The sequence below is a fragment of the Priestia abyssalis genome (assembly GCF_002019595.1).
In the GTDB taxonomy this organism is placed as follows: Bacteria; Bacillota; Bacilli; order Bacillales; family Bacillaceae_H; genus Bacillus_BA; species Bacillus_BA abyssalis.
Map to the genome: position 1 here is coordinate 3,503,950 of NZ_KV917369.1, position 20,861 is coordinate 3,524,810.

At 38.2% G+C, this 20,861-nt stretch carries 19 protein-coding genes and 2 pseudogenes; 10 read left to right on the forward strand and 11 right to left on the reverse strand.

Annotation, left to right across the window (positions count from 1 at the left end):
• Nucleotides 1–34: 34 nt before the first annotated feature.
• The 6 genes and pseudogenes from BK575_RS16870 to BK575_RS16895 all read right to left on the reverse strand — a co-directional run bounded on the left by BK575_RS16870 (nucleotide 35) and on the right by BK575_RS16895 (nucleotide 6,676).
• Nucleotides 35–1,009, reverse strand: coding sequence for a carbohydrate kinase family protein (locus tag BK575_RS16870; RefSeq protein WP_078411863.1), 975 nt, complete (start codon nucleotides 1,007–1,009; stop codon nucleotides 35–37).
• 16 nt (nucleotides 1,010–1,025) lie between these two features.
• On the reverse strand, nucleotides 1,026–2,555 hold the full coding sequence (locus BK575_RS16875) for a glycoside hydrolase family 32 protein (RefSeq protein ID WP_078411865.1): 1,530 nt from the start codon (nucleotides 2,553–2,555) through the stop codon (nucleotides 1,026–1,028).
• Nucleotides 2,556–2,621: 66 nt separating this feature from the next.
• The gene (locus BK575_RS16880) at nucleotides 2,622–4,070 is read right to left on the reverse strand and encodes a sucrose-specific PTS transporter subunit IIBC (RefSeq protein ID WP_078411867.1); all 1,449 of its coding nucleotides are present in this window, start codon (nucleotides 4,068–4,070) and stop codon (nucleotides 2,622–2,624) included.
• A 186-nt stretch (nucleotides 4,071–4,256) separates the two neighbouring features.
• Nucleotides 4,257–5,252 (reverse strand): LacI family DNA-binding transcriptional regulator, encoded by a 996-nt coding sequence (locus BK575_RS16885; protein WP_078411869.1) that lies wholly within the window; start codon nucleotides 5,250–5,252, stop codon nucleotides 4,257–4,259.
• Nucleotides 5,253–5,437: 185 nt separating this feature from the next.
• Nucleotides 5,438–5,992, reverse strand: a pseudogene (locus BK575_RS16890) (MBL fold metallo-hydrolase); the annotation flags it as partial.
• A 99-nt stretch (nucleotides 5,993–6,091) separates the two neighbouring features.
• Nucleotides 6,092–6,676, reverse strand: a complete 585-nt coding sequence (locus BK575_RS16895; RefSeq protein ID WP_078411871.1) for a LysE family transporter — start codon at nucleotides 6,674–6,676, stop codon at nucleotides 6,092–6,094.
• 113 nt (nucleotides 6,677–6,789) lie between these two features.
• On the opposite strand from BK575_RS16895, the gene BK575_RS16900 reads away from it, so the two are divergent.
• Entirely contained in the window at nucleotides 6,790–7,344 is a 555-nt protein-coding gene (locus tag BK575_RS16900) for a helix-turn-helix domain-containing protein (RefSeq protein WP_078411873.1), read from the forward strand.
• A gap of 349 nt (nucleotides 7,345–7,693) precedes the next feature.
• On the opposite strand, the gene BK575_RS16905 is transcribed toward BK575_RS16900, so the two are convergent.
• The gene (locus tag BK575_RS16905) at nucleotides 7,694–8,644 is read right to left on the reverse strand and encodes a nucleoside hydrolase (protein ID WP_078411875.1); all 951 of its coding nucleotides are present in this window, start codon (nucleotides 8,642–8,644) and stop codon (nucleotides 7,694–7,696) included.
• A gap of 366 nt (nucleotides 8,645–9,010) precedes the next feature.
• Here BK575_RS16905 and BK575_RS16910 point away from each other — a divergent pair, with 366 nt between their 5' ends.
• From BK575_RS16910 to BK575_RS16920, 3 genes are all read left to right on the forward strand, one after another.
• Nucleotides 9,011–9,589 carry a TetR/AcrR family transcriptional regulator gene (locus BK575_RS16910; protein WP_078411877.1) on the forward strand — a complete coding sequence of 193 codons (579 nt, stop codon included), beginning with the start codon at nucleotides 9,011–9,013 and terminating at the stop codon, nucleotides 9,587–9,589.
• Between the two features lie 28 nt (nucleotides 9,590–9,617).
• Nucleotides 9,618–10,820 (forward strand): MFS transporter, encoded by a 1,203-nt coding sequence (locus BK575_RS16915; RefSeq protein WP_078411879.1) that lies wholly within the window; start codon nucleotides 9,618–9,620, stop codon nucleotides 10,818–10,820.
• A 176-nt stretch (nucleotides 10,821–10,996) separates the two neighbouring features.
• Nucleotides 10,997–12,277 carry an ATP-binding protein gene (locus tag BK575_RS16920; RefSeq protein WP_078411881.1) on the forward strand — a complete coding sequence of 427 codons (1,281 nt, stop codon included), beginning with the start codon at nucleotides 10,997–10,999 and terminating at the stop codon, nucleotides 12,275–12,277.
• A 134-nt stretch (nucleotides 12,278–12,411) separates the two neighbouring features.
• On the opposite strand, the gene BK575_RS16925 is transcribed toward BK575_RS16920, so the two are convergent.
• From BK575_RS16925 to BK575_RS16935, 3 genes are all read right to left on the reverse strand, one after another.
• Nucleotides 12,412–12,912: a sigma-70 family RNA polymerase sigma factor gene (locus tag BK575_RS16925; protein WP_078411883.1), complete on the reverse strand. Its 501-nt coding sequence runs from the start codon at nucleotides 12,910–12,912 to the stop codon at nucleotides 12,412–12,414.
• A 196-nt stretch (nucleotides 12,913–13,108) separates the two neighbouring features.
• On the reverse strand, nucleotides 13,109–13,825 hold the full coding sequence (gene chbG / locus BK575_RS16930) for a chitin disaccharide deacetylase (RefSeq protein WP_078414833.1): 717 nt from the start codon (nucleotides 13,823–13,825) through the stop codon (nucleotides 13,109–13,111).
• A 49-nt stretch (nucleotides 13,826–13,874) separates the two neighbouring features.
• Nucleotides 13,875–14,600 (reverse strand): GntR family transcriptional regulator, encoded by a 726-nt coding sequence (locus BK575_RS16935; RefSeq protein WP_078411885.1) that lies wholly within the window; start codon nucleotides 14,598–14,600, stop codon nucleotides 13,875–13,877.
• Between the two features lie 221 nt (nucleotides 14,601–14,821).
• On the opposite strand from BK575_RS16935, the gene BK575_RS16940 reads away from it, so the two are divergent.
• The 4 genes from BK575_RS16940 to BK575_RS16955 are packed head-to-tail and all read left to right on the forward strand — an operon-like array spanning nucleotide 14,822 to nucleotide 18,092.
• Nucleotides 14,822–16,135: a 6-phospho-beta-glucosidase gene (locus tag BK575_RS16940; protein WP_078411887.1), complete on the forward strand. Its 1,314-nt coding sequence runs from the start codon at nucleotides 14,822–14,824 to the stop codon at nucleotides 16,133–16,135.
• Between the two features lie 13 nt (nucleotides 16,136–16,148).
• Entirely contained in the window at nucleotides 16,149–17,429 is a 1,281-nt protein-coding gene (gene celB / locus BK575_RS16945) for a PTS cellobiose transporter subunit IIC (protein ID WP_078411889.1), read from the forward strand.
• A gap of 12 nt (nucleotides 17,430–17,441) precedes the next feature.
• Nucleotides 17,442–17,771, forward strand: coding sequence for a PTS lactose/cellobiose transporter subunit IIA (locus tag BK575_RS16950; RefSeq protein WP_235867403.1), 330 nt, complete (start codon nucleotides 17,442–17,444; stop codon nucleotides 17,769–17,771).
• 15 nt (nucleotides 17,772–17,786) lie between these two features.
• Entirely contained in the window at nucleotides 17,787–18,092 is a 306-nt protein-coding gene (locus BK575_RS16955) for a PTS sugar transporter subunit IIB (protein WP_078411891.1), read from the forward strand.
• Between the two features lie 203 nt (nucleotides 18,093–18,295).
• Here the strand turns inward: BK575_RS16955 and BK575_RS16960 are convergent, their stop codons facing one another.
• Nucleotides 18,296–19,672 carry an aminotransferase-like domain-containing protein gene (locus tag BK575_RS16960; RefSeq protein ID WP_078411893.1) on the reverse strand — a complete coding sequence of 459 codons (1,377 nt, stop codon included), beginning with the start codon at nucleotides 19,670–19,672 and terminating at the stop codon, nucleotides 18,296–18,298.
• Between the two features lie 161 nt (nucleotides 19,673–19,833).
• Here BK575_RS16960 and BK575_RS16965 point away from each other — a divergent pair, with 161 nt between their 5' ends.
• Nucleotides 19,834–20,736 (forward strand): DMT family transporter, encoded by a 903-nt coding sequence (locus BK575_RS16965; RefSeq protein WP_078411895.1) that lies wholly within the window; start codon nucleotides 19,834–19,836, stop codon nucleotides 20,734–20,736.
• Nucleotides 20,724–20,860 (forward strand): annotated as a pseudogene (locus BK575_RS29145) (FMN-binding negative transcriptional regulator); the annotation flags it as partial. The gene BK575_RS16965 and the pseudogene BK575_RS29145, both read left to right, overlap by 13 nt.
• Between the last annotated feature and the right edge of the window lies 1 nt (nucleotide 20,861).

Genomic DNA, 20,861 nt, shown 5'->3' on the forward strand with positions numbered 1-20,861 from the left:
AAGCTGGGCTTCTTTCTGCTTTTTTAAGCTATTTTTACTTATTTCCTTCGATTAACTGATTAATTTTTTCTTTTTCCGGAAGAGCAGAAATCGCCCCTTTTCCCGTTGTGGTAAGGGCCCCGCTCGCATTGGCAAAGGCAAGGATTTGTGGATGGCTGTCTTTGAGAATATCCTCTAAATTACTCTGGTCTGCCTGCTTCTCGAGCAGCTTGTACAACACTCCGCCAATAAAAGCATCTCCCGCACCGGTCGTATCCTGTACGTCAACCCGGTAGCTTGTCGACTCGTATTTCTTATCTCTTATATAAACGTCTGCTCCATTTGCGCCTTTTGTAAAAATGACAGCCTTTACATCGCCTGTGAATAAAGAACGAATGGCTTCTTCTACATCTGCGATACCCGTAATGAACTCCAGCTCTTCATCCGAGATTTTCACAAGATGGGCCATTGGGATAAACTCTAAAATGGTCGTCCTGCATTCTTCCGGATCATTCCAAAGCGGAAGGCGCACATTCGGATCGAAGCTGATAATACCGCCTTTTTCTTTGACGAATTGAATGGCTTTTCGATGTGCCTGTTTCATCGGGCTTTCCACTAAATCAACGGAACAAAAATGAAGAATATCCCCATTCTCAAACCAGCTCTCATCAATCTCTTCTTCTGTCAGCAATAAATCTGCTGAAGGATTTCGGTAAAACGAAAAGTCCCGTTCCCCGTCTTCCCGGAGCGATACGAACGCCAATCCTGTATTCGCTTCTTTCGTTCTCGTGATTTTGTCTGTTTGGACGCCCGCTTCTTGCAGCTGTTCCAAAAGAAAATCGCCAAAAGCGTCCTTCCCCAGCTTTGTAATCATCGAGGCAGAGCCTCCGTACTTAGCCACAGCTGCGGCTACATTAGCAGGGGCCCCTCCTGGAGCGCGTTCAAAAGAGAGAACATCCTTTAATGCTCTGCCCTTTTGCAGAGGAATAAAATCAATTAATACTTCACCGATTGAAAATAAACGTCCCACTTTTTCCACCTCATCCTTACTTTCCTAGCATTGCCATTTCATTGCAGTCATATCTTTGTCCTTCTTCTGGATTTTGACGCAAATTCCATTTCACCGCCTGGAACGCCGCGCTTCCTCCTGATGCAAAGAACCGGATGCCGTCACTATCCTCTTGAGGGAAAATCCGACTCGTGAATACCTCTTCCCCATCATTGATGAAAATTTCAACAGAAGAAACATCGACGAACAAATGAAACTTTACTTTCGCTGCATCCATCTCGCATTTTCTGATCGTTCCATAATCTGCGCCAACCTCTTCTCCCGAAAGAGTGCGGTCCAGAATCACCTTTTTCGCCGCTGCATCATAGGTCAAAACGGTTTTCTCCTGTTCACTTACCCGAAATTCAATTCCGAATTCCGCTGCATCGATATTCGTAAATTCGCAAACCATTTCATAGGCAGTGCCCGTAAAACCATCATATGTTTTCGACTCGTTACGAATTGTATCTTCTGCTTTCGTCTCCGGTCCTCGAAGTGCCTGAAGCTCTGCAACAGGCTGCTGAATCAATTTCCCGTTTCGGATTGATAGTTCGCGAGGCAATGTTAAACAGTGTGCCCAGCCATTTCGATCGGTCGGGTACTCGATTTCCGGCAAGCCCATCCAGCCGACTAAAATGCGGCGCCCATTCGGATCCACCATCGTTTGTGGAGCGTAAAAATCAAATCCTCTATCAAGCTCGATGAAATCACCGTGCTTCAATGTTTTTTGCTGCACGTTTAATGTCTCCCCAATGATGTATCCGGATTGATAAATATTTTGATATTTGTCTCCTACTGGAGCTAATCCTTGCGGCGAAAAAATCAATACACCGTGATTTTGCAGCTCAAAATAATCGGGGCATTCCCACATATAGCCGAATGGATTCAAGTTCGTACCAATTTCACCCTCAAATGTCCAATCAAGCAAATCCGGTGAGCTGTATAACACAATACAGCCCGTTTCATCTGTCCGCTGTGCGCCAATGACCGCATAAAAGGTGTCGCCTTCTTTCCACACTTTCGGATCGCGGAAATGATCCGTATATCCTGCTGGTACGGATGAAATGACCGCTTTGTCCAATTTAGAGATATTTCCCTTTTCATCCATAACTGCGAGACATTGATAAGGATGTCTAACCCAGTTTTCATCACGGGTATTTCCTGTATAAAGCAGATGCAGCTTCCCTTCATGCTCAATGGCACTCCCCGAGTAGGCCCCGTGGCTGTCGTAATAATCATTCGGCTCTAATCCGACACCCGCGTCATCCCAATGAACAAGATCTTTTGATTTCATATGGTACCAATACTTTAAACCGTGTACGGGTCCAAGCGGAAACCATTGGTAAAACAAATGATATTCTCCATTATAATAAGAAAACCCATTTGGGTCATTTAAAAGCCCTGTACCCGGCTGTATATGAAACATTTGCCGCCACGGACAGCTGTCAACTCTTGCTTTTAACTCCGCCATTTCATCCCCGCCGGCTTCTTTCAATGTTCGGTATCGCTGTTCTTTTGTCCATTCCATGTTTGTCCACTCCCTTAAACAGATAGAGGAGAATCACGCGATTCCCCCTCTTTTGGCATGCGTTCACTATGCCGCTTTTCTACCTGTATCACTTGTTGTTTTCTTTCTGTCTCGTTTCGCTAATACTACCGTTGTTGCAAAGGCGACGACAAAGGCGATCGCCATACCGAAGATGTAAAAAATGATCGAAGACGGCTTAATCGAGATGATGCCTGGAAGGCCAGCCGCCCCAAGCGCTACCGCTTTTACTTTATATAAAGTGACGAATAAAGAGCCTGCTGCCGAACCGACAATCGCTCCGATAAATGGATATCTCAATTTCAGGTTGATACCGAACATTGCCGGTTCCGTAATTCCCAATAAAGCTGAAATTCCTGCTGCGGATGCCGTCCCCTTCGTTTTTTTGTCTTTTGTCAAAAAGAACACGGCAAGTGTAGCTGCGCCTTGTGCAACGTTGGACATGGCCGCAATCGCAAAAATGAATGAACCGCCCGTTTTGGCCATATCCGCCAGTAATTGCGTTTCAACGGCAATGAAGCTGTGGTGCATACCTGTAATAACAATCGGTGCATAAAGAAGTCCAAAAACCGCACCGCCGATGAAGCCTGTTGTATCGTATAACCAAATCATGCCATCTGTCAGCAAGTTCCCCGCAGAGCGTGTAATCGGCCCTACTGCCGTAAACGTTAAAATTCCTGTAATAAAAATCGTTAATAATGGCGTTAAAAGATTATCCAGTGCAGATGGAACGACTTTCCGCAAATAGGTTTCGGTCTTCGCTAAAATAAAGGACGCGGCAAGAACCGGTAACACGGTGCCTTGATAGCCCACTTTTTCAATCTCAAATCCAAAGATGTTCCATACCGGTATTTCACCGTTCACCAACGCGCTGCCATACCCCCAGCCATTCAGCAAATCCGGGTGAACCATCAGCATCCCAAGTGCCGCTCCAAGATAAGCGTTTCCTCCAAACCGCTGTGTGGCCGAGAAACCGATTAAAATCGGCAAGAAGACGAATGCCGCATTGGCGAATGTATTAATGAGAGCCGCTAAATCCGCCAGTCCCGGATTGGCTTCTACTAATGATTGTCCCTCTACAAATAAATCCTGTGCCGTCAACAGATTGTTGATCCCCATTAGCAAACCGCCGGCTACAATGGCAGGAATGATCGGCACGAAAATATCAGAAAGCATTTTCACAAAACGTTGAAGCGGATTCATTTTTTTCGCTCCCGCATCCTTCACATCTTTTGTCGACATGCCTGAAAGACCGGTCAGCTTCGCAAGTTCTTTATATACTTCGTTCACAGTGCCTGACCCTAAAATGATTTGAAATTGGCCGCCGGTGGAAAAGGTTCCTTTTACAACATCCATTCCATCCAGTGCCGCTTGATCGACTTTTTCTTCATCATTTAGCACTAAGCGCAATCGTGTGGCACAATGAGCGGCAGCTGCCACATTTTCTTTGCCGCCGATTGCCTGTAATATGTCTTTGGCTATTTCCTTATGATTCATGATAATCCCCCTCGTTTATAGTCTGGCGTTGGAACCGGTTCCGTAAATGAATAAAAAAATATTTCTTTACCGATTAACAGAACCGGTTCCATTTTCAATTAAAAAAAATAACATTCTTCCATACTCATAGGAACCGGTTCCAAAAGATGTAATATGAAACCTGTGTTGGAACCGGTTTCGCTATGATTATAATTCATGGAGAACTCGTTTGTCAACGCTTTCTCTTTCAATTATTTCATAATTTGATAGAGTTAATTTCGGAATCTCTTCGCCGTTCACTAACTTCACGATGCTTTGGGCTGCCATTTCTCCTGCTTCTTTGTAGTAAAACTTTGCAGTCGTTAAACCAGGGTGCATCATTTCTGTCAATTCATACCCGCCAAAACCTGTGATGGATAAGTCAGCTGGAACCGTTAGCCCGTTTAAATTAGCTGCCTTTAACGCACCAAGAGCGATGTTGTCTGTTGCACATACTAACATGGAAGGCTGAAACTTCTCTATGATGGAGGGTACCTTTATCACGGACTCGGCCATGCTGAAGCTCGTTTCGAAAAATTTGACTTCACAGCCTTCCACCTCTCGTATCGCTCGTTTGAACCCTTCCTTTCTCTTTACTCCTACGGCAATATCTTTTTCCGTTACACCTAAATAGGCAATTCTGCGATGCCCCTTCTCAAGAACATATTTTCCGATAGCGTAGCCCGCCTCTTCATCATGATGGATTAAACTGTACACATCTTGATGCTGCTGCCCGACCACTAATACAGGTATTTGGATCTCATGAAACGCTTCTAGATGAGCATCCGTTATTTGTGTTGCCAGCAAGATGATTCCAGCTACCTTTTGTTTGGCCAGTGTGTAAATATTTTCAATTTCACGCGCTAAATTTTGGCTCGTATTCGAAATCAACATCTGATATTGAAATTCCCTTAACCGTTCATCAATTCCGATCAAAGTACGGGACGTGGCATACGAATCAAGGCGCGGTACAATGGTACCGATGATGTTCGTTTTCTTTGCCTTTAAACTTTGAGCAAACGCATTGGGTGTATAGCCCGTTTCTTTGATGACATGTTCAATTTTCCTTTTCGTTGCCTCACTGACGGAGCCGCCATTAAGATAACGCGAAACCGTGCTTTTTGCCACCCCTGCCAGTTGTGCGATATCAGCGATTGTAATCATTCGTTCATCTCCGTATTCATATATGTATATTGTTATGACAAGTATACATCAATACACGAATCAAATCTAACACATAAGGGATTTATTTTCCAACTCACCTTCGAGGTGATTTAAATTGAGGTTTTTTAAGAAACAAAATTATTAAGAATCAAGGGAAAAAGAATTTCAATTAGTTTCTCCTATATCTCTTTAACAGCTGCATCACCTGTAATTACACTTTTTAAACTTGGAAAATATAATGAAATATGCCCTGAAGTATGCCCTGGTGTTGCTACTACTTTACATTTATTATCTAAAATCATATCGCCATCATGCACCTTTTCATCAATTGAAACATGCTTTAAATTCTTTAATTGCTGTATAAACCATTTACCAAATTCCATCTCTTCATTTGGCATATTTTCTAGCATTTCTTCGGATTGAACCAATCTCTCTGACTTCGTCTCACCACTAATGTATTTTGATTCAATTTCACTAGCTATAATGTTAATCCAAGGATATTTTTCTTTAAAATCATATAAGGAACCTATATGATCATCATCATAGTGAGTAATGATTATATTCTTTAAATTCTTCATTTCATATCCATTTTTTAAAATTTCATTTTCGATTAACGTTAAAAAATTTGTATACCCTGTATCGACCAAAGTTAGTTCATTATTCAATATAATTAAGCTAGGATAAATGTAATTTTTTTGTCCATTAAATACAAATTCAATTGGTAGTTCTATTATCTTCATTTTTCTTCCTCCATAGCGCCCGATTCTTTTATATAAATATAAGAAGAGTGATGACTCTAAGCAGCAACCGCTTCCCGTTAATTGAATAAGAAACCTGTTTTATTCTACAAGAATCGAAACTGCACTATACACTAGTAACAAAGCCATAATTACATTAAACTGACTTCTATACTTTGATAAGAAATTTTGAAAAACTGAACCAAACATACTCCAACAGAAAGTACTCATAAAACCAACAAAAGCTAGAAATAATGAAAAAAATATTAAGCTGAAATTTGAAGTGTGATACGGAAGGATGAAGGTTGATATTGCGGTTATGCCATATAGAATACCTTTCGGATTTATGAATTGTAAAAGCATACCTGCTAAAAAACTGTTATTCTTGTCCATATCATTGTCTTTATCCTTATTTTTATTGGTCATAATTTTTATAGCCAAATACAACATATAGATCGCGCCTAGGATAGTCATAATAAATTCAATTTTTGGAATGAAATGTTTAAGCAAAAGATTAAAATAACTACACAATAACATGATTACAAAGAAACCTGCACCTACTCCCAAGCAAAATCTAATTGTCTTTTTTAACCCGTATTTGTTAGCAAATAACATTGCCATAATATTATTGGGACCAGGAGTAAAACTGGTAACAAAAATATATAGTAAAAACGATAATAAAGGCATATTGAAACCTCCCTTGTAATGTATGTTATAATGTCCAAAACAGACAATATAACGTCTTACTTTTTATTGTATAACATAGACGTTATATTGTACATTAATATAGGAGTGTGTTTATGGAGGAAATACATCTTATCATTGCAAAAAACTTAAAAACCTTTAGAGAAAATAAGAAATTAAGTCTTGAAAGAGTTGCAGAATTAACAGGAGTAAGTAAAACGATGATAGGTCAAATTGAAAGAGGAGAATCAAGCCCTACGATTACAACCATTTGGAAAATAGCCAATGGATTAAAAATTTCTTTTACTTCACTAATAAATAATCCGCAGCCAGATACAAAAGTGGTGTTAAAAAGTGAAATTCAAACATTGTCTGAAGACAACGGAAAATATCGAGTCCATCCCTACTTTCCCTTCGAAGATGATAGGCGCTTTGAAGTTTATTCAGTTGAGATAGAAAAAGGCGGATTCCTAAGTTCCGATTCGCACAGAGAGGGAACCGAAGAGTTTGTAACTGTTTTTGAAGGGGAACTGACTATACGTGTAAATAACAATGAATATACAGTCAGAAGTGGCGATTCTATCAGATTCAAGGCTGACAGGCCCCATACCTATCATAATTCAGGGGAAACCTTAACTCGATTAAGTATGATTATATATTATCCAGTTTAAAACCCCATTCTTGCAGAACGGGGTTTTGTTTCTGTTTTTATTTAGACCTTTGTAATAATGCAGTGATTAAACTAAACTGTGCTGTTAATTGAATAACTTAAAGTGTCGATTTACTTTCTAATAATCCCTTCTCTTATTCCATTCAGAATCTCTTATATCAGTTACTTGTATGCGACCCTATCTTTTCAACACATTCATTGCAATATCCTGCCCTGCCACTTCATATCAATTATTTCGAAATCTGTTATTTAACTCCACCGTTTTGTTGAATAAAAAGAAACTCACATTAGTTGGTGGACTACCATCCGAAAATGCCTTTCAAATTTCATTACCTTAAGTAACGTGTATTTTAATAATAGAATTGTTCACCTGTCATGACTGACATAAAGTCTGTATAAAACCTTTCATAATTTAAGTCTATTGCAATTCGGTGTTTCGGTCTCCCATCAAACAGTTCAGGAGTATATGTCATTCGAAAATCTGCAATACTTTGACCTCTTGCAGCATTGGCTGTATTGATTACAACAGCAGATTGATAGTATGTAAACATATCGTTTTGAATGACTGCCATAAGAGTCAATGCATCATGAACTGGACTGCCTTTTATCCCAGGAACTTTCTTTTGATAAAACTGAAAAAAATAATAATCCAAAAGAGGTTTTAAAAACTTAGTTTTGCCCTTATAGTGGATATAATTGGTCATTTCAGGAGTGACAATAGCATTTTGTGTCACATTTAAAGGAAAAATAGATCCACCTTTTGCATACCTCATAACAACGTTTGCCGCTATGGGATCACCATAAAAATTAGCTTCTGCAACTGGTGAAACATTCCCAGGATAGAGAAACGCTCCTCCCATGATATAGTAAGAATGAACATTTCTCATCATTTCTTCATACAAGAGAAACAAGGTTGCAAGCGAGGTTAATCTTCCAGTGTTAACAATAATGAGTTCATTTTTGTACTTCTCAATCAAGTGGATAACCTCAAAGAAATTTTCTAACTTTTCAATCTCCAAACCCGGTTCGATAGGACCCAAACCAAATGGGCCGTGAATTTCAGGATAAAATGTTGGGGCCTCACTTGTCATGGGATGTTCTGCCCCTCCAAAAACTTTTATGTCTTCTCTCCCTACCGATTGAAGTAAATACCGAACATTTCTAATTGTTTCTATCTTGGGTGCGTTACCATAATCCGCTACAATTCCAACGATATCAATTTTATCTGTTAAGCGTGCATATATCAAAGCTATCGTATCATCTATTCCTACATCACCGAAAAATAACACTTTCTTCCCTATTGTCCATCTCTCCTTTTAATATCAATGGCCGGAATATTTCAAGTTATTCAAAGAATAATTTTTTGTATTTATTCCTTTGATATATCATTGTAATGTTGTCATCTAAATGAATAATGTATTGTCGTTTCATCTGTAAATGTCTAAATAAAATTCAAGTGTCCGCTGCTCATCTTGTAAAGAAAATCTTAATCTATTTAAAATAAGAAACCTTGCTTCATATATATTCTTGTAGATATTTATATATAAATGATTTTAAGCATTTTTTGCTTATGTTATCGCTTTATCTAAATATACTTTACGCTTGCTTATCTTTATTTAATTTGATACTATAACTGACGAACGTTCGTTAAATTCGAGGTGATTTTATTGAAAAGCAACGAAATTAAGGAAGCAGCGCTAAAATATTTTACAATTCATGGGTATGAAGGAACATCTCTTTCTCTAATCGCTGAAGAAGTCGGCATGAAAAAGCAGTCCATTTACGCCCATTTTAAAGGAAAGGATGATCTTTTTCTGCAAGTTTTACGCGATGCGAAAGAGACTGAGCTATCTTCAAAACTCCAATATTTCAGTAACATTAATTCACAAAATCCCGAAAAAGATTTATACGGATTTCTACAATTGATCATCGATCTATTCCAAAAAAATGAGCAGTTAAAGTTTTGGCTGCGTATGTCTTTTTTTCCGCCAGCACATCTTGCGAAAACAATCGAAAAGGAAGTAATTGATATCGAAGAGAAGGTCCAGGCGATACTGGAAAGTAAATTTCAAGATTGGATTGATGCCAAAGTAATAGTCGGAGATGCGGCAAAAACGCCGACTTTCGCCTTCTTAGGAATAGTCGATTCCATTATGCTGGAGCTTGTATACGGCAATGATGAGAAACGGCTGAACGATAAATTAGAAGCCTCTTGGACCGTATTTTGGAGAGGTATTTCACATTAATAATTCTGACAGAAAGAGATGTTGATATATGGTAAAAACAATAAAAGAACAAAAGGCGGTACTAATTATTCTTCTTAGCAATATATTTATTCCATTTCTGGGAATTGGCCTAATCATCCCTGTTATGCCGTCTTTTATGAATATCATGCATCTATCAGGAAAAACGATGGGCTATCTTGTAGCCGTATTTGCAGTGACACAATTACTGATATCACCACTTGCAGGGCGATGGGTCGACCGTTATGGCAGAAAGATAATGATCATCATCGGTTTGTTCCTTTTTGGTGTTTCGGAACTTATCTTTGGTTTAGGAACGAATGTATCGGTGCTATATCTATCAAGAATGCTTGGAGGAATTAGTGCTGCCTTTATTATGCCGGGTGTTACTGCCTATATTGCAGATATTACGTCCATTCAGGAACGTTCCAAAGCGATGGGCTATATGTCTGCCGCCATTAGCACTGGTTTTATTATAGGCCCCGGCGTCGGTGGCTTTATTGCAGAATACGGTATCCGAGTTCCCTTCTTCTTCGCGGCAGCCATTGCCTTTTTAGCATGCATTTTCTCAATATTTATTTTAAAAGAGCCGCTAACAAAGGAACAGCTTGCCGAAATTTCGGCTAATACAAAGCAAACAAACTTTATAAGCGATTTAAAAAGATCACTCAGTCCACTTTACTTTATTGCCTTTATCATTGTATTTGTACTCGCTTTCGGTTTATCAGCATATGAAACAGTTTTTAGCCTATTTTCCGATCACAAATTCGGCTTCGCACCGAAGGACATTGCAGCCATTATTACGATAAGCGCAATCTTCGGCGTTGTTGTGCAAATATTTATGTTTGGAAAGATGGTTGATATGCTCGGTGAAAAGAAGCTGATTCAATTATGTTTAATTACAGGTGTAATATTGGCGATAGCGTCCACCGTGATCTCCAGCTTTTTGGCAGTGCTGGCAGTAACTTGCTTCATTTTCCTCGCATTTGACTTGCTTCGTCCGGCACTAACGACATTTTTATCAAAAGCTGCTGGGAAAGAGCAAGGATTTGTGGCTGGAATGAACTCAACCTATACGAGCTTAGGGAATATCGTCGGACCGGCGATGGGCGGAATACTATTTGACGTAAACATCCACTATCCTTATCTTTTTGCTGCTGTCATTATGGTTATCGGCCTCGGGATTACAGTCATGTGGAAAGAAAAACAATTGGCAGAAAGCTTAGGGGGATAATTAGAAAAGCACTGGCGCCTTTGGAACAATGAAAGACCTGAATTGTTTCTCCAAAGATCATTCAGAATAGTTTACGCCCTTAGTAATATTTTAAACTATTACCAAATTCCTTTTTTAAAGTAAAATAGGATCATTCACGTAACTTCCAATAAGACGGAATGAAAGAAGGAACTTAGATGAACAATACCCATTATCTTATTAATTTTCATGAAATAGACCCTGCAACAATGCCCAATTACTATGATTATGCATATGTGATTAATAGTATTAAGAAGAAGATGGCTCAAGAATGCGGTTTTGATTTTAAGCTGTATAGTGATGATGAGACATCAAACGAAATTTGGGAAGTATTAGAGGAAGACCTTGAGGATAATCCGGATAAGGTAAATTTACTTTCACATATATTTGATGGAGTTGAAGCGTTTACTATTTCTTCTGACCACAACGACAAAACGTTAGAACTCATTATTAAACCAAGAATAACAAATGCCCTTTATTACTATCCTGATTATCAAGTGGCTTTAGCTAGAACCCCTGTCTTTCAAAGTCATAGTGAAACTACCCATGATTTTATTCTAGCAAAAGATAATGAATGTTTAGTTAAATTTCTTCAGTACGTTTTAAGAAGAAAACGGGAATATACTAAAAATCATGTAACTGTATTTACAGATACTGAGAATGGTGTTGAAAGCACAAAAGAGAAAATCACCTCATTGGTAACACGGGAAGAGGTTTTCCTAGACGAGCATTTAAAAAAAGAAATTTACCGGTCCATCGATGAGTTCTTCTCGGAAAGTCGCGACTTCTTTAAAACTTATAACATTCCTTATAGGAGGGGAATTCTTTTTTACGGAAAACCCGGAAATGGAAAAACAACTCTCGTTAAATCGATTGCAAATAGTATCACAGCTCCTGTTGCCTACTGGCAGATTACAGAGTATACATCAAGCTACTCCATTCAGGAAGTCTTCTCTTCAGTGGCTAGAATGGCACCGATGGTTTTAGTGATTGAAGACATTGACTCCATGCCTGAAGGGGTTCGTTCTGTATTTTTAAATATTCTTGATGGAGCTACTTCAAAAGAAGGGATTTTCTTAATTGGTACCACCAATTATCCTGAAAAAATAGACCCCGCCCTGATTAATCGTTCGGGTCGCTTTGATAGAGCCTATGAGATAAAACTGCCAACTCATGATTTACGGTTCAGTTATTTACTGAAGAAAAAAATTGATCAATTTATGTCACTGGAGAATATAGAAAGAGTCGTCAATTCAACAGAAGGTTTTTCATTTGCCCAGCTTAATGAATTATACACTTCAGTTGCTTTACAATGGCATTATGAACATAAAGTAGATATCGATCAACTATGCTCAGAACTACAAGCTGCTAACAAAAGACAAATGAAACAAACATGGGATACAGAACGAGACTCACACTATGTCGGCTTCAGAGTTTAGTTAATAAGACCATCCATCAGTACTTCCGTCTCCAAAATCCGGCTGGTTTTGTTATCATCTGATTTGCTCCTTTTTTATCTATAGAACATATTAAAAAGTTACCCGAAATGCCACAAATAAGGATGATGTACTGTTTACTCACAGTACATCATCCTTAATAAATGTTTTGCCCTATGTAATCTTATTTTCACTGTAGATATATTAATCTGTAAAAGCTCTTGTATTTCTTTAAGGGAAAGGTATTTAAAATAAAAAAGAATGATGACTTCCTCGTATATTCCAGGTAAGGCCGATATGTTTTTGAGTAATTCTTCTTTATCAAATTGTTCGATTACCTTCCATTCAGGGCGTGTATGTTCCTGTATCAACATATCAAAATGCTCTGTAAGAACTGTTCTCTTAAAATGACTGCTTCTCAAATAATCCATACATTCATTGAATGTAATCTTATATAACCACTTTTCTACAGGACACTCTCCTCTGAATGTATCGAAGTGTTGGCAACACTTGATAAAGACATCCTGTACAATATCTTCTGCCAATTGTTGATCCCTGACATAGGAAAAGGCAAACTTGGCTAGTCTATGACTATATTGATTTACAAATTGGTTGATAACTGTTTCTTTCTCCTTCATTAAGACTCCATCCAAACTATTATTTTATAAAAAAATTATACCTTGGATTTATGTAAAAATGTGGAAGTTAATGAAAAATATTCAAATAGGGAAGAAAGACCTGAATACACAGTTAAATAGTTATATATCTCGATTCTCTTTACTTTTGCTCAAGATTTCAAGATATCCATACAGATCCACATTTCAAAAATGAGAACTATCCAAAAGAAACTAAAGAAAGTTCACTTTGTAATGAGATATTGGTTAAAACGTCTAGTTCTTTAAGCCGCTTATCACAGTAAGAAGAATTTTCTTTTAAAAACGTATCAACATATGCAGGATGGCACATCACTTCCAGCGTTACATGATCTTGCACTTTTTGGTGAAGAGTGGTGAAAAACTCTATGCCTACATTTTCTCCGTAGAAACCATCAAGGAATACATCCGATAATAATTGAATTCCCTCTACTTTGTTCTTGAACGCATTTCTTACAGGCAATTTATACTTCTCTGCCAGCTCTTTTACAACCGGCTCCAGAAAAGGCCATGCGTGGATATGATGATGGCTGTCAATATGAGCAGGTGCAATACCAAAAGAGAAAAACTTCTGTATTTGAGCATCCCACTCATTCCTTACATCCTCCAATACCACGCCGGAGTTATTTTCGTAATTTTTATCCACTCTAAAGAAACCGTTTTCACCAATGAGTGAAGGAACATACTGATTCACCGGCTTTCCGAAAGTAAGAGTAAGATGTATCCCTACTCGAAGATGAGGATGTTGTTTCGCTAACTCTACCGCATGTTCTGTTCCCGGTGTGTTGACCATCATGGTTGTGGAATTCACAATACCATAACGGTGTGCATCGATGATTCCATGATTCACTCCCCTCGAAAAACCAAAATCATCGGCATTAACAATCAATTGAATCACTTCAGTTTCCTCCCTCTTAAATATAAATTCTTCAAAATCAAAAATTGGGTTAGTAATTTCTTTCAATAACAAAGTTTGCGCGATCACCGCGGAAAACAGCTTTCGAATATTCGATTGGGGTTCCGTCCTCTAAATAAGCATATGTTTCCATTAAGAAACAAGGTGTATTTACAGAAATACTAAGTTTATCCGCAATTACTTCATCCGCCAAAAATAATTCCAGCTGTTCAACCGTTTTTTTGATGATGAGTCCGAATTGTACGTCCAATAACTTGTAAAGCGACTTTTCGCACTCCTCTCTATCCAAGCCCGGAGTTTTATACCAAGGTAAATAAGCAGTTTCATATTGAAGAGGCTCTTCATCAGCATAGCGAATTCTTTCCAGCCTATTGATTGGATCCCCTTCTTTTAACTGAAATAAGCCTGCCAGGAACTCATCAGCGGGGACCACCTGAAGACTTAACACTTTAATCAAAGGTTTCTTACCCTGTGTCATCAATTGCTCTCCGAATTTTACATCGGTCGTTGATAAAGTTTGTTTCACTTTACTATCGGAGACAAATGTTCCCCTTCCCTGTTCCCGGTAAATATAACCTTCTGTGCTTAGCTGTTGCAAAGCTGTCCGAATGGTTGTCCGACTGACTCCAAACTTTTCACAGAATTCAGCCTCTGTAGGCAGCAACGTATTGGGTTTATACTCTTCTTCCTTTATTAGTCGTATGATTTCTTCTTTCACTTTTGAATGTAAGGATTTCCCTTCTTTTTCAAGATCCATAAAATTATTTCCTTTCCTTCGTACTTCTTTGCCCTCTTATGATAAAGACAAATATGGACTTTTTCTTTAGTTTACTACAAAAAAAATATTAATTGTAATAACAAATCATATTTTTATAAAAATTTCTTTATTTGTTATTACAATTTGGTATAGACAACTCTAACTTGTTATGATAAATTTTATTCAAGTAATCGCTTACAACTTTATTAGGGGGAATACTTATGAGTTTAAAAATCGTAATCATAGGCGGCGGTTCTAGTTATACGCCTGAGATTATAGAAGGATTTATTCACAGATACGAATCATTCCCAGTTACTGAACTAGCACTTGTAGATATAGAAAGCGGATCAGAAAAGCTGGAGATTGTCGGAGCACTGGCAGCCCGCATGATTAAGAAATCAGGCCTTCCAATCAAAATATCCTGGACGCTTAATCGAAAAGAAGCACTGCAAAATGCTCACTTTGTTACAACTCAAATTCGTGTTGGTGGATTAGACGCAAGAGAAAAAGATGAACGAATTCCATTGACCCATGGAGTACTTGGTCAGGAAACAAACGGGCCAGGAGGCATTTTTAAAGCATTTCGCACGATTCCTGTTTTAATGGATATTTGCCGGGACATTCATGAAATTTGCCCTGACGCATGGCTGATTAACTTTACGAATCCAGCAGGCATGGTAACGGAGGCTTTATTAAAATACAGTCCGCATAAAAAGGTAATTGGGGTTTGTAACATTCCTTTTAACATGAAAAACAGTGTAGCTGAAATGATGAATTGTGAGGCAAAGGATGTAGAAATTGAGTTTGTCGGAATAAATCATTTTGTATTTGGGCGCAAAGTTCTAATCAAAGGAATGAACCGAACAGCAGAAGTGATTGAGAAACTCATCAATAAAGAGATGGATTATTCACCTGCCAATATCGTTTCGCTGGGATGGTCAAAAGAGTTTATTCAATCATTAAATCTTTTGCCAAATCCTTATCACCAATATTATTTCCAAACGGAGGACGTCTTGGAAAAGGACTTAAAAGCATTTGCAGAAAATGGAACAAGAGCAGAAATAGTAAAAGAGGTTGAAAAAGAGCTGTTCGTTAAATATCAGGACAAAAAGCTGCAAGAAAAGCCAAAAGAACTAGAAAAAAGAGGCGGAGCCTACTACAGCGATGCAGCATGCAGTCTTATGAACAGCATTTATAACAATAAAGGTGATATTCAAACCGTTAACATTTTAAACGAGGGAGCCATTACTGATTTGCCGAATGATTCTGTCATCGAAGTAAATGCGGTTATTACAAAGGACGGTCCTAAACCTATCGCCATCGGTGAATTACCGTTATCTGTTAAAGGTATCATCCAACAAATGAAAGCATTTGAGCAACTTGTCATCGAAGCATCTGTTTCTGGAGAGTACTTAAAAGCTTATCAAGCAATGGTCATGAATCCGCTTGTACCAAGTGAAAAGAAAGCCAAAATTCTCTTGGATGAGCTTTTAGAAGTACATAAAGATTACTTACCACAATTTCAGATAAAATAAGGAGGGATTTTCTATGAGTAAAGTCATGCAGTTAATGGAAGAAAAGTTCATGCCGATAGCCGGCCGCATTGGTTCCCAGCGACATTTAGTAGCAGTTCGTGATGGGTTCGTTGCAATCATGCCTCTTATTATTGTCGGTTCTTTAGCCATCTTAATTAATAACTTTCCTTCAGAAGCTTTCCAGAATTTCATGCTCAGCTTGTTTGGCGAGCAATGGAAGACAGTTGGAGGAAACGTTTGGAATGGTTCCTTTGCCATATTAGGTTTGCTGGTCGCTGCATCTATCAGCTATAGACTGGCCCGCTCTTATGATTTAGATGGGTTGTCAGCCGCTTTGATTTCAGTTGCTTCCCTTGTGATTTTAACTCCCGTTACAAAGGATTGGGGAATTTCATACGCATGGACAGGAGCACAAGGCCTGTTTGTAGCCGTTCTTACGGCCCTTGTCGTAACAGAATTATTCCGGATTCTGATTAAATCGAAACTGACCATTAATATGCCAGAAGGTGTACCCGATGGTGTTGTTAAATCTTTTAAAGCTTTATTACCAGCAACAATCATTTTAATTTTGGTAGGATTGCTTCAAGCATTACTTACGGTTTTAGGAAACACAAGCTTACACGAGGTTGTCTTTAATAGTATTCAAAAACCATTGCAGGCGTTATCAGACTCCTTGCCAACAGCCATCATCTTTGCATTCCTCAACCATTTACTTTGGTTCTTCGGATTGCATGGCACAAACATTTTAGGTCCAATCATGGACTCTATCTATCTGCCTTTAATTGAGAAAAATCAAAGTTTATTCTCAGCAGGTACAAGTGCTTTTGATGTTCCTTATATTGTCACAAAACCTTTCTTTGATTCTTATGTATTCATGGGAGGATCAGGAACAACGCTATCGCTTATCCTTGCAATTTTTATAGTTGTTAAGTCAGCGCATTACCGTTCAGTTGCAAAACTTTCGGCACCTGCTGGATTATTCAATATTAACGAGCCTGTTTTATTCGGGCTGCCGATTGTCTTAAACCCGATGATGTTAATTCCGTTTATTCTCATTCCAACTGTTTTAACAATTAGCTCTTATTTTGCGATTAGCTTAGGGTTTGTGCCGAAAACGGTAGCCATTTTACCCTGGACAACTCCACCGTTTATCAGCGGATATTTAGTATCAGGAGGTTCATGGTCAGGAGTCATCCTGCAAATCATTAACTTTACCATTGCAACAGTGTTATACCTTCCGTTCATCAAAGCGGCGGACCGCACTCAAATGAAACAACAAAACGATGCTGCATAGGAGGAATTTGATATGAGTACAGAAAACATGGCGTCACCAAGCTTAGAGGAGATTTCTTTCCAAATTATTCTTCACGCAGGGAATGCACGATCTTCTTCAATGGAAGCCATTCATCTAGCTAAAGAAGGCAAATTTGAGGAAGCTAAAGCAAAAATAGCAGAAGCCGATAAAGAGTTTTTAGAAGCTCATCACGCACAAACAAAGTTATTGCAAAAAGAAGCAAGCGGTGAAGGACAAAATCCTACCGTACTGCTTATACATGCACAAGACCATTTAATGACTGCTATGACTGTTAAAGAAATGGCACAAGAATTTATTGAGCTGTATGAAAGAATGAAATAATAGGAGGAATGATTCATGAAAATTATGTTAGTATGTTCAGCAGGCATGTCTACGAGCATGTTAGTTCAAAAAATGAGAAAAGCTGCAGAAGAGAAAGGTGTAACTGCAACAATCGATGCAACATCGGAAGCTGAGTTAGGAAATCATTTAGACAATACAAATGTTATCTTAATTGGACCCCAAGTTCGTTATCTTGCATCAAAAATTAAAACGAAAGCTGAACCTCATGGTATTAAAGTAGATGTGATTAATTCGATGTATTATGGAACGATGAACGGAGAAAAAGTACTGGAGCAAGCACAAGGGCTACTGGAAGGTTAATGGTACAATTCCATTCCCTATCTATATAGATTGATATAGAAAATTTGCCATGACCAAAGAACGGCCATGGCAAATGAATTGAAGAACCCTCTCAAAAATCATCGTTTTGAGAGGGTTTTAATTCACAACCGTTTTGATCATAGTTTCTTAACGTTGGAAATTCGCATAACGCTAATGCTACTTTCTATCTAAACTTACCCATACTAAAAGAGTAAAAAGTTATTTGGAGTAATATGATTTTTTCTACTGTCAATTAAAGCTATACAGTGAGCCAATCGCTCTACCCCTAGTTTAATTTGACTTTCGTTCACTTGAGAGATGCTTAATCGAAGGAGATTTCCCTTTTTATATTCTGGTAAAAACATTCTAGAGGCATCATCAACATATATATGCTGCTCGTTTAACATATGGACTACCTGTTTTGCTGTCACATTCCCGGGCAAACTGATGGAGAGGTAGAATCCTGAAATCGGTTTAGAAAAATGAGTATTAGCCGGCAGCAATAATTCACATGCTTCTTGAAGGATTTGCATTTTAGTACGGTATACCTCTTTTATTTTTTTCAGATGGCTATTAAACATACCACTTTTTAAATAAATTTCAAGAGCACCTTGAGAAAGTGCTGAACTATTAAAATCCGAACTAAATTTATATCGTAAAAAATGGTTAATCATTAATGCAGGAAGAACGACCGCAGCAATCCTTAACCCCGGGAGAAAAACTTTTGAAAAGCTTTTAATATAAATCACTCTCCCAGAAGGATTAAAAGAAAATAAAGGATCTGATTTCGCATTTGGATCAAGGTCTCCTAAAAAATCATCTTCCACTATATATACATCGTATTTTTCAGCTAACTCAACAATTTTTTTCTTTTCACTATTCGTGTAACAATGTCCAAGAGGATTGTGAAATCTCGGGATAATATAGAAAAACTTTATATCATTGTTTCGAAAAATGTATTCCAGACGGTCAAGATCAATCCCTTCCATCGATAACTCAATTCCAAAGGTAGTAGCTTGGTGCAGACTGATGGACTCAATAAATCCGAAATAAGTAGGCTGTTCGATTAGAATGTTGTTTTTTCCATTTGGAAATGGCATAGAAACTAATAAATTAAGGGCTTGCTGTGAGCCAGATGTAACGACTACTCTTTCAGGTTGAGTGAACACCTGTAAATTCTGCAAATATTTCACTAACTGTACTCGCAATGAGTAAGACCCTTGTTGATCAGAGTATGTAAAAAGCTCTTCTTTATATTGTTCAATTGCTTGATTCATACAATGCTGAAATTCAAGATATGGCATAACGTTTTTATCTGGACCAGCAGACAAGAAATCAATCACTTCATTTTCATTCGTTGCCTTTTGAAATTCATTCACAACATAGTAGCCGCTTTTAGGAACAGAATAAATGAAATGCTCTTTTTCTAGTTCGGCGTATGCTTTAATGACCGTATTTTTGCTGCATGAAAAATACTCAGATAACTGACGAACAGAAGGGAGTTTACTGCCTGCAATAAGCGATCCATCTGCTAGCCGAAGCTTAATTTCTTCCATTATCTTGATATATTTTGGGCTCATTATATTATTTCCCCTTTAATTGTACCAGTACAGATGGGTAAAAAAATGATTTATTTTATTGTTTGTACCCCATTATCATGTTAATTATAGCAGAACTGTTTTTTAGAACAGCAGAAAATGGTACAGATATGATACGAAATTAAAAGATAGGGGTAGGAAAGATGCAGAGAGAAACCAAGGAGAAATTTGGATTATTGTTGGGATTAGTGGGTGTCATTTGTTTTAGCTTAACGCTCCCTTCTACAAGTATTGCAGTAGAGTATTTTGGGACTACGGTCGTCGGTTTAGGAAGAACAGTTGTTGCCGCTATTTTAGTAGCTGTGGTATTGATTGCTCGAAAAGAAAAACTGCCTTCTCCTCGCCAATTCAAAAGTCTACTTATGGTTGCTTTTGGTGCAGTTTTAGGATTTCCTCTCCTTACTTCTTGGGCAATGGAATCCTTGCCTGTTTCTCATGGCGCTGTGGAATTAGCCCTGTTACCATTAGCAACAGCCGGATTTGCTATGTTTAGAGCAGGTGAAATCCCTTCTCTCCAATTCTGGATTTCAAGTATAATCGGCTCTTTAGCTGTTATGATGTATGCACTTCATCTTGGATTCGGTCAATTACAATTTGCCGATTTAGCTTTACTAGCAGCCGTGCTTATACTTGGACTTAGTTACGCAGAAGGTGGGAAATTAGCAAAAGAATTAGGCAGTTGGCAAGTGATTGCTTGGGCAATTATGATCGGTGCTCCATTTTTCATTATTCCAGTTGGGCTAAACCTTACAACTGAAATGATCCATGCCCCAATACATGCTTGGGTTAGTTTTATCTATCTCGCAGTGGTTAGTCAATTTCTAGCCTATGTTGCTTGGTATAGCGGAATGGCTATGGGCGGAATCGCAAGAGTTAGTCAGGTTCAATACTTACAACCATTTTTAATGATTCTATTTGCAACAGTATTTCTAGATGAATCCATCACATTGTTCACCCTTGTAATAGCAGTGATTGTTGTTTTTTCTGTTATATTAGGCAAAAATGCTCCCGTATCAAAAAAAGGAGCTATATCAGAGAAACACTAACTGCTATGGACATTTTGCTCGTCCTAATCCTCAGTGAAAAGATGTCAAAACTCCATCCTGGTATGAGACGAACAAAGCAGTTCCATCATGGAATTATATGACTTTTCATGTTTATGGAGAAGTGT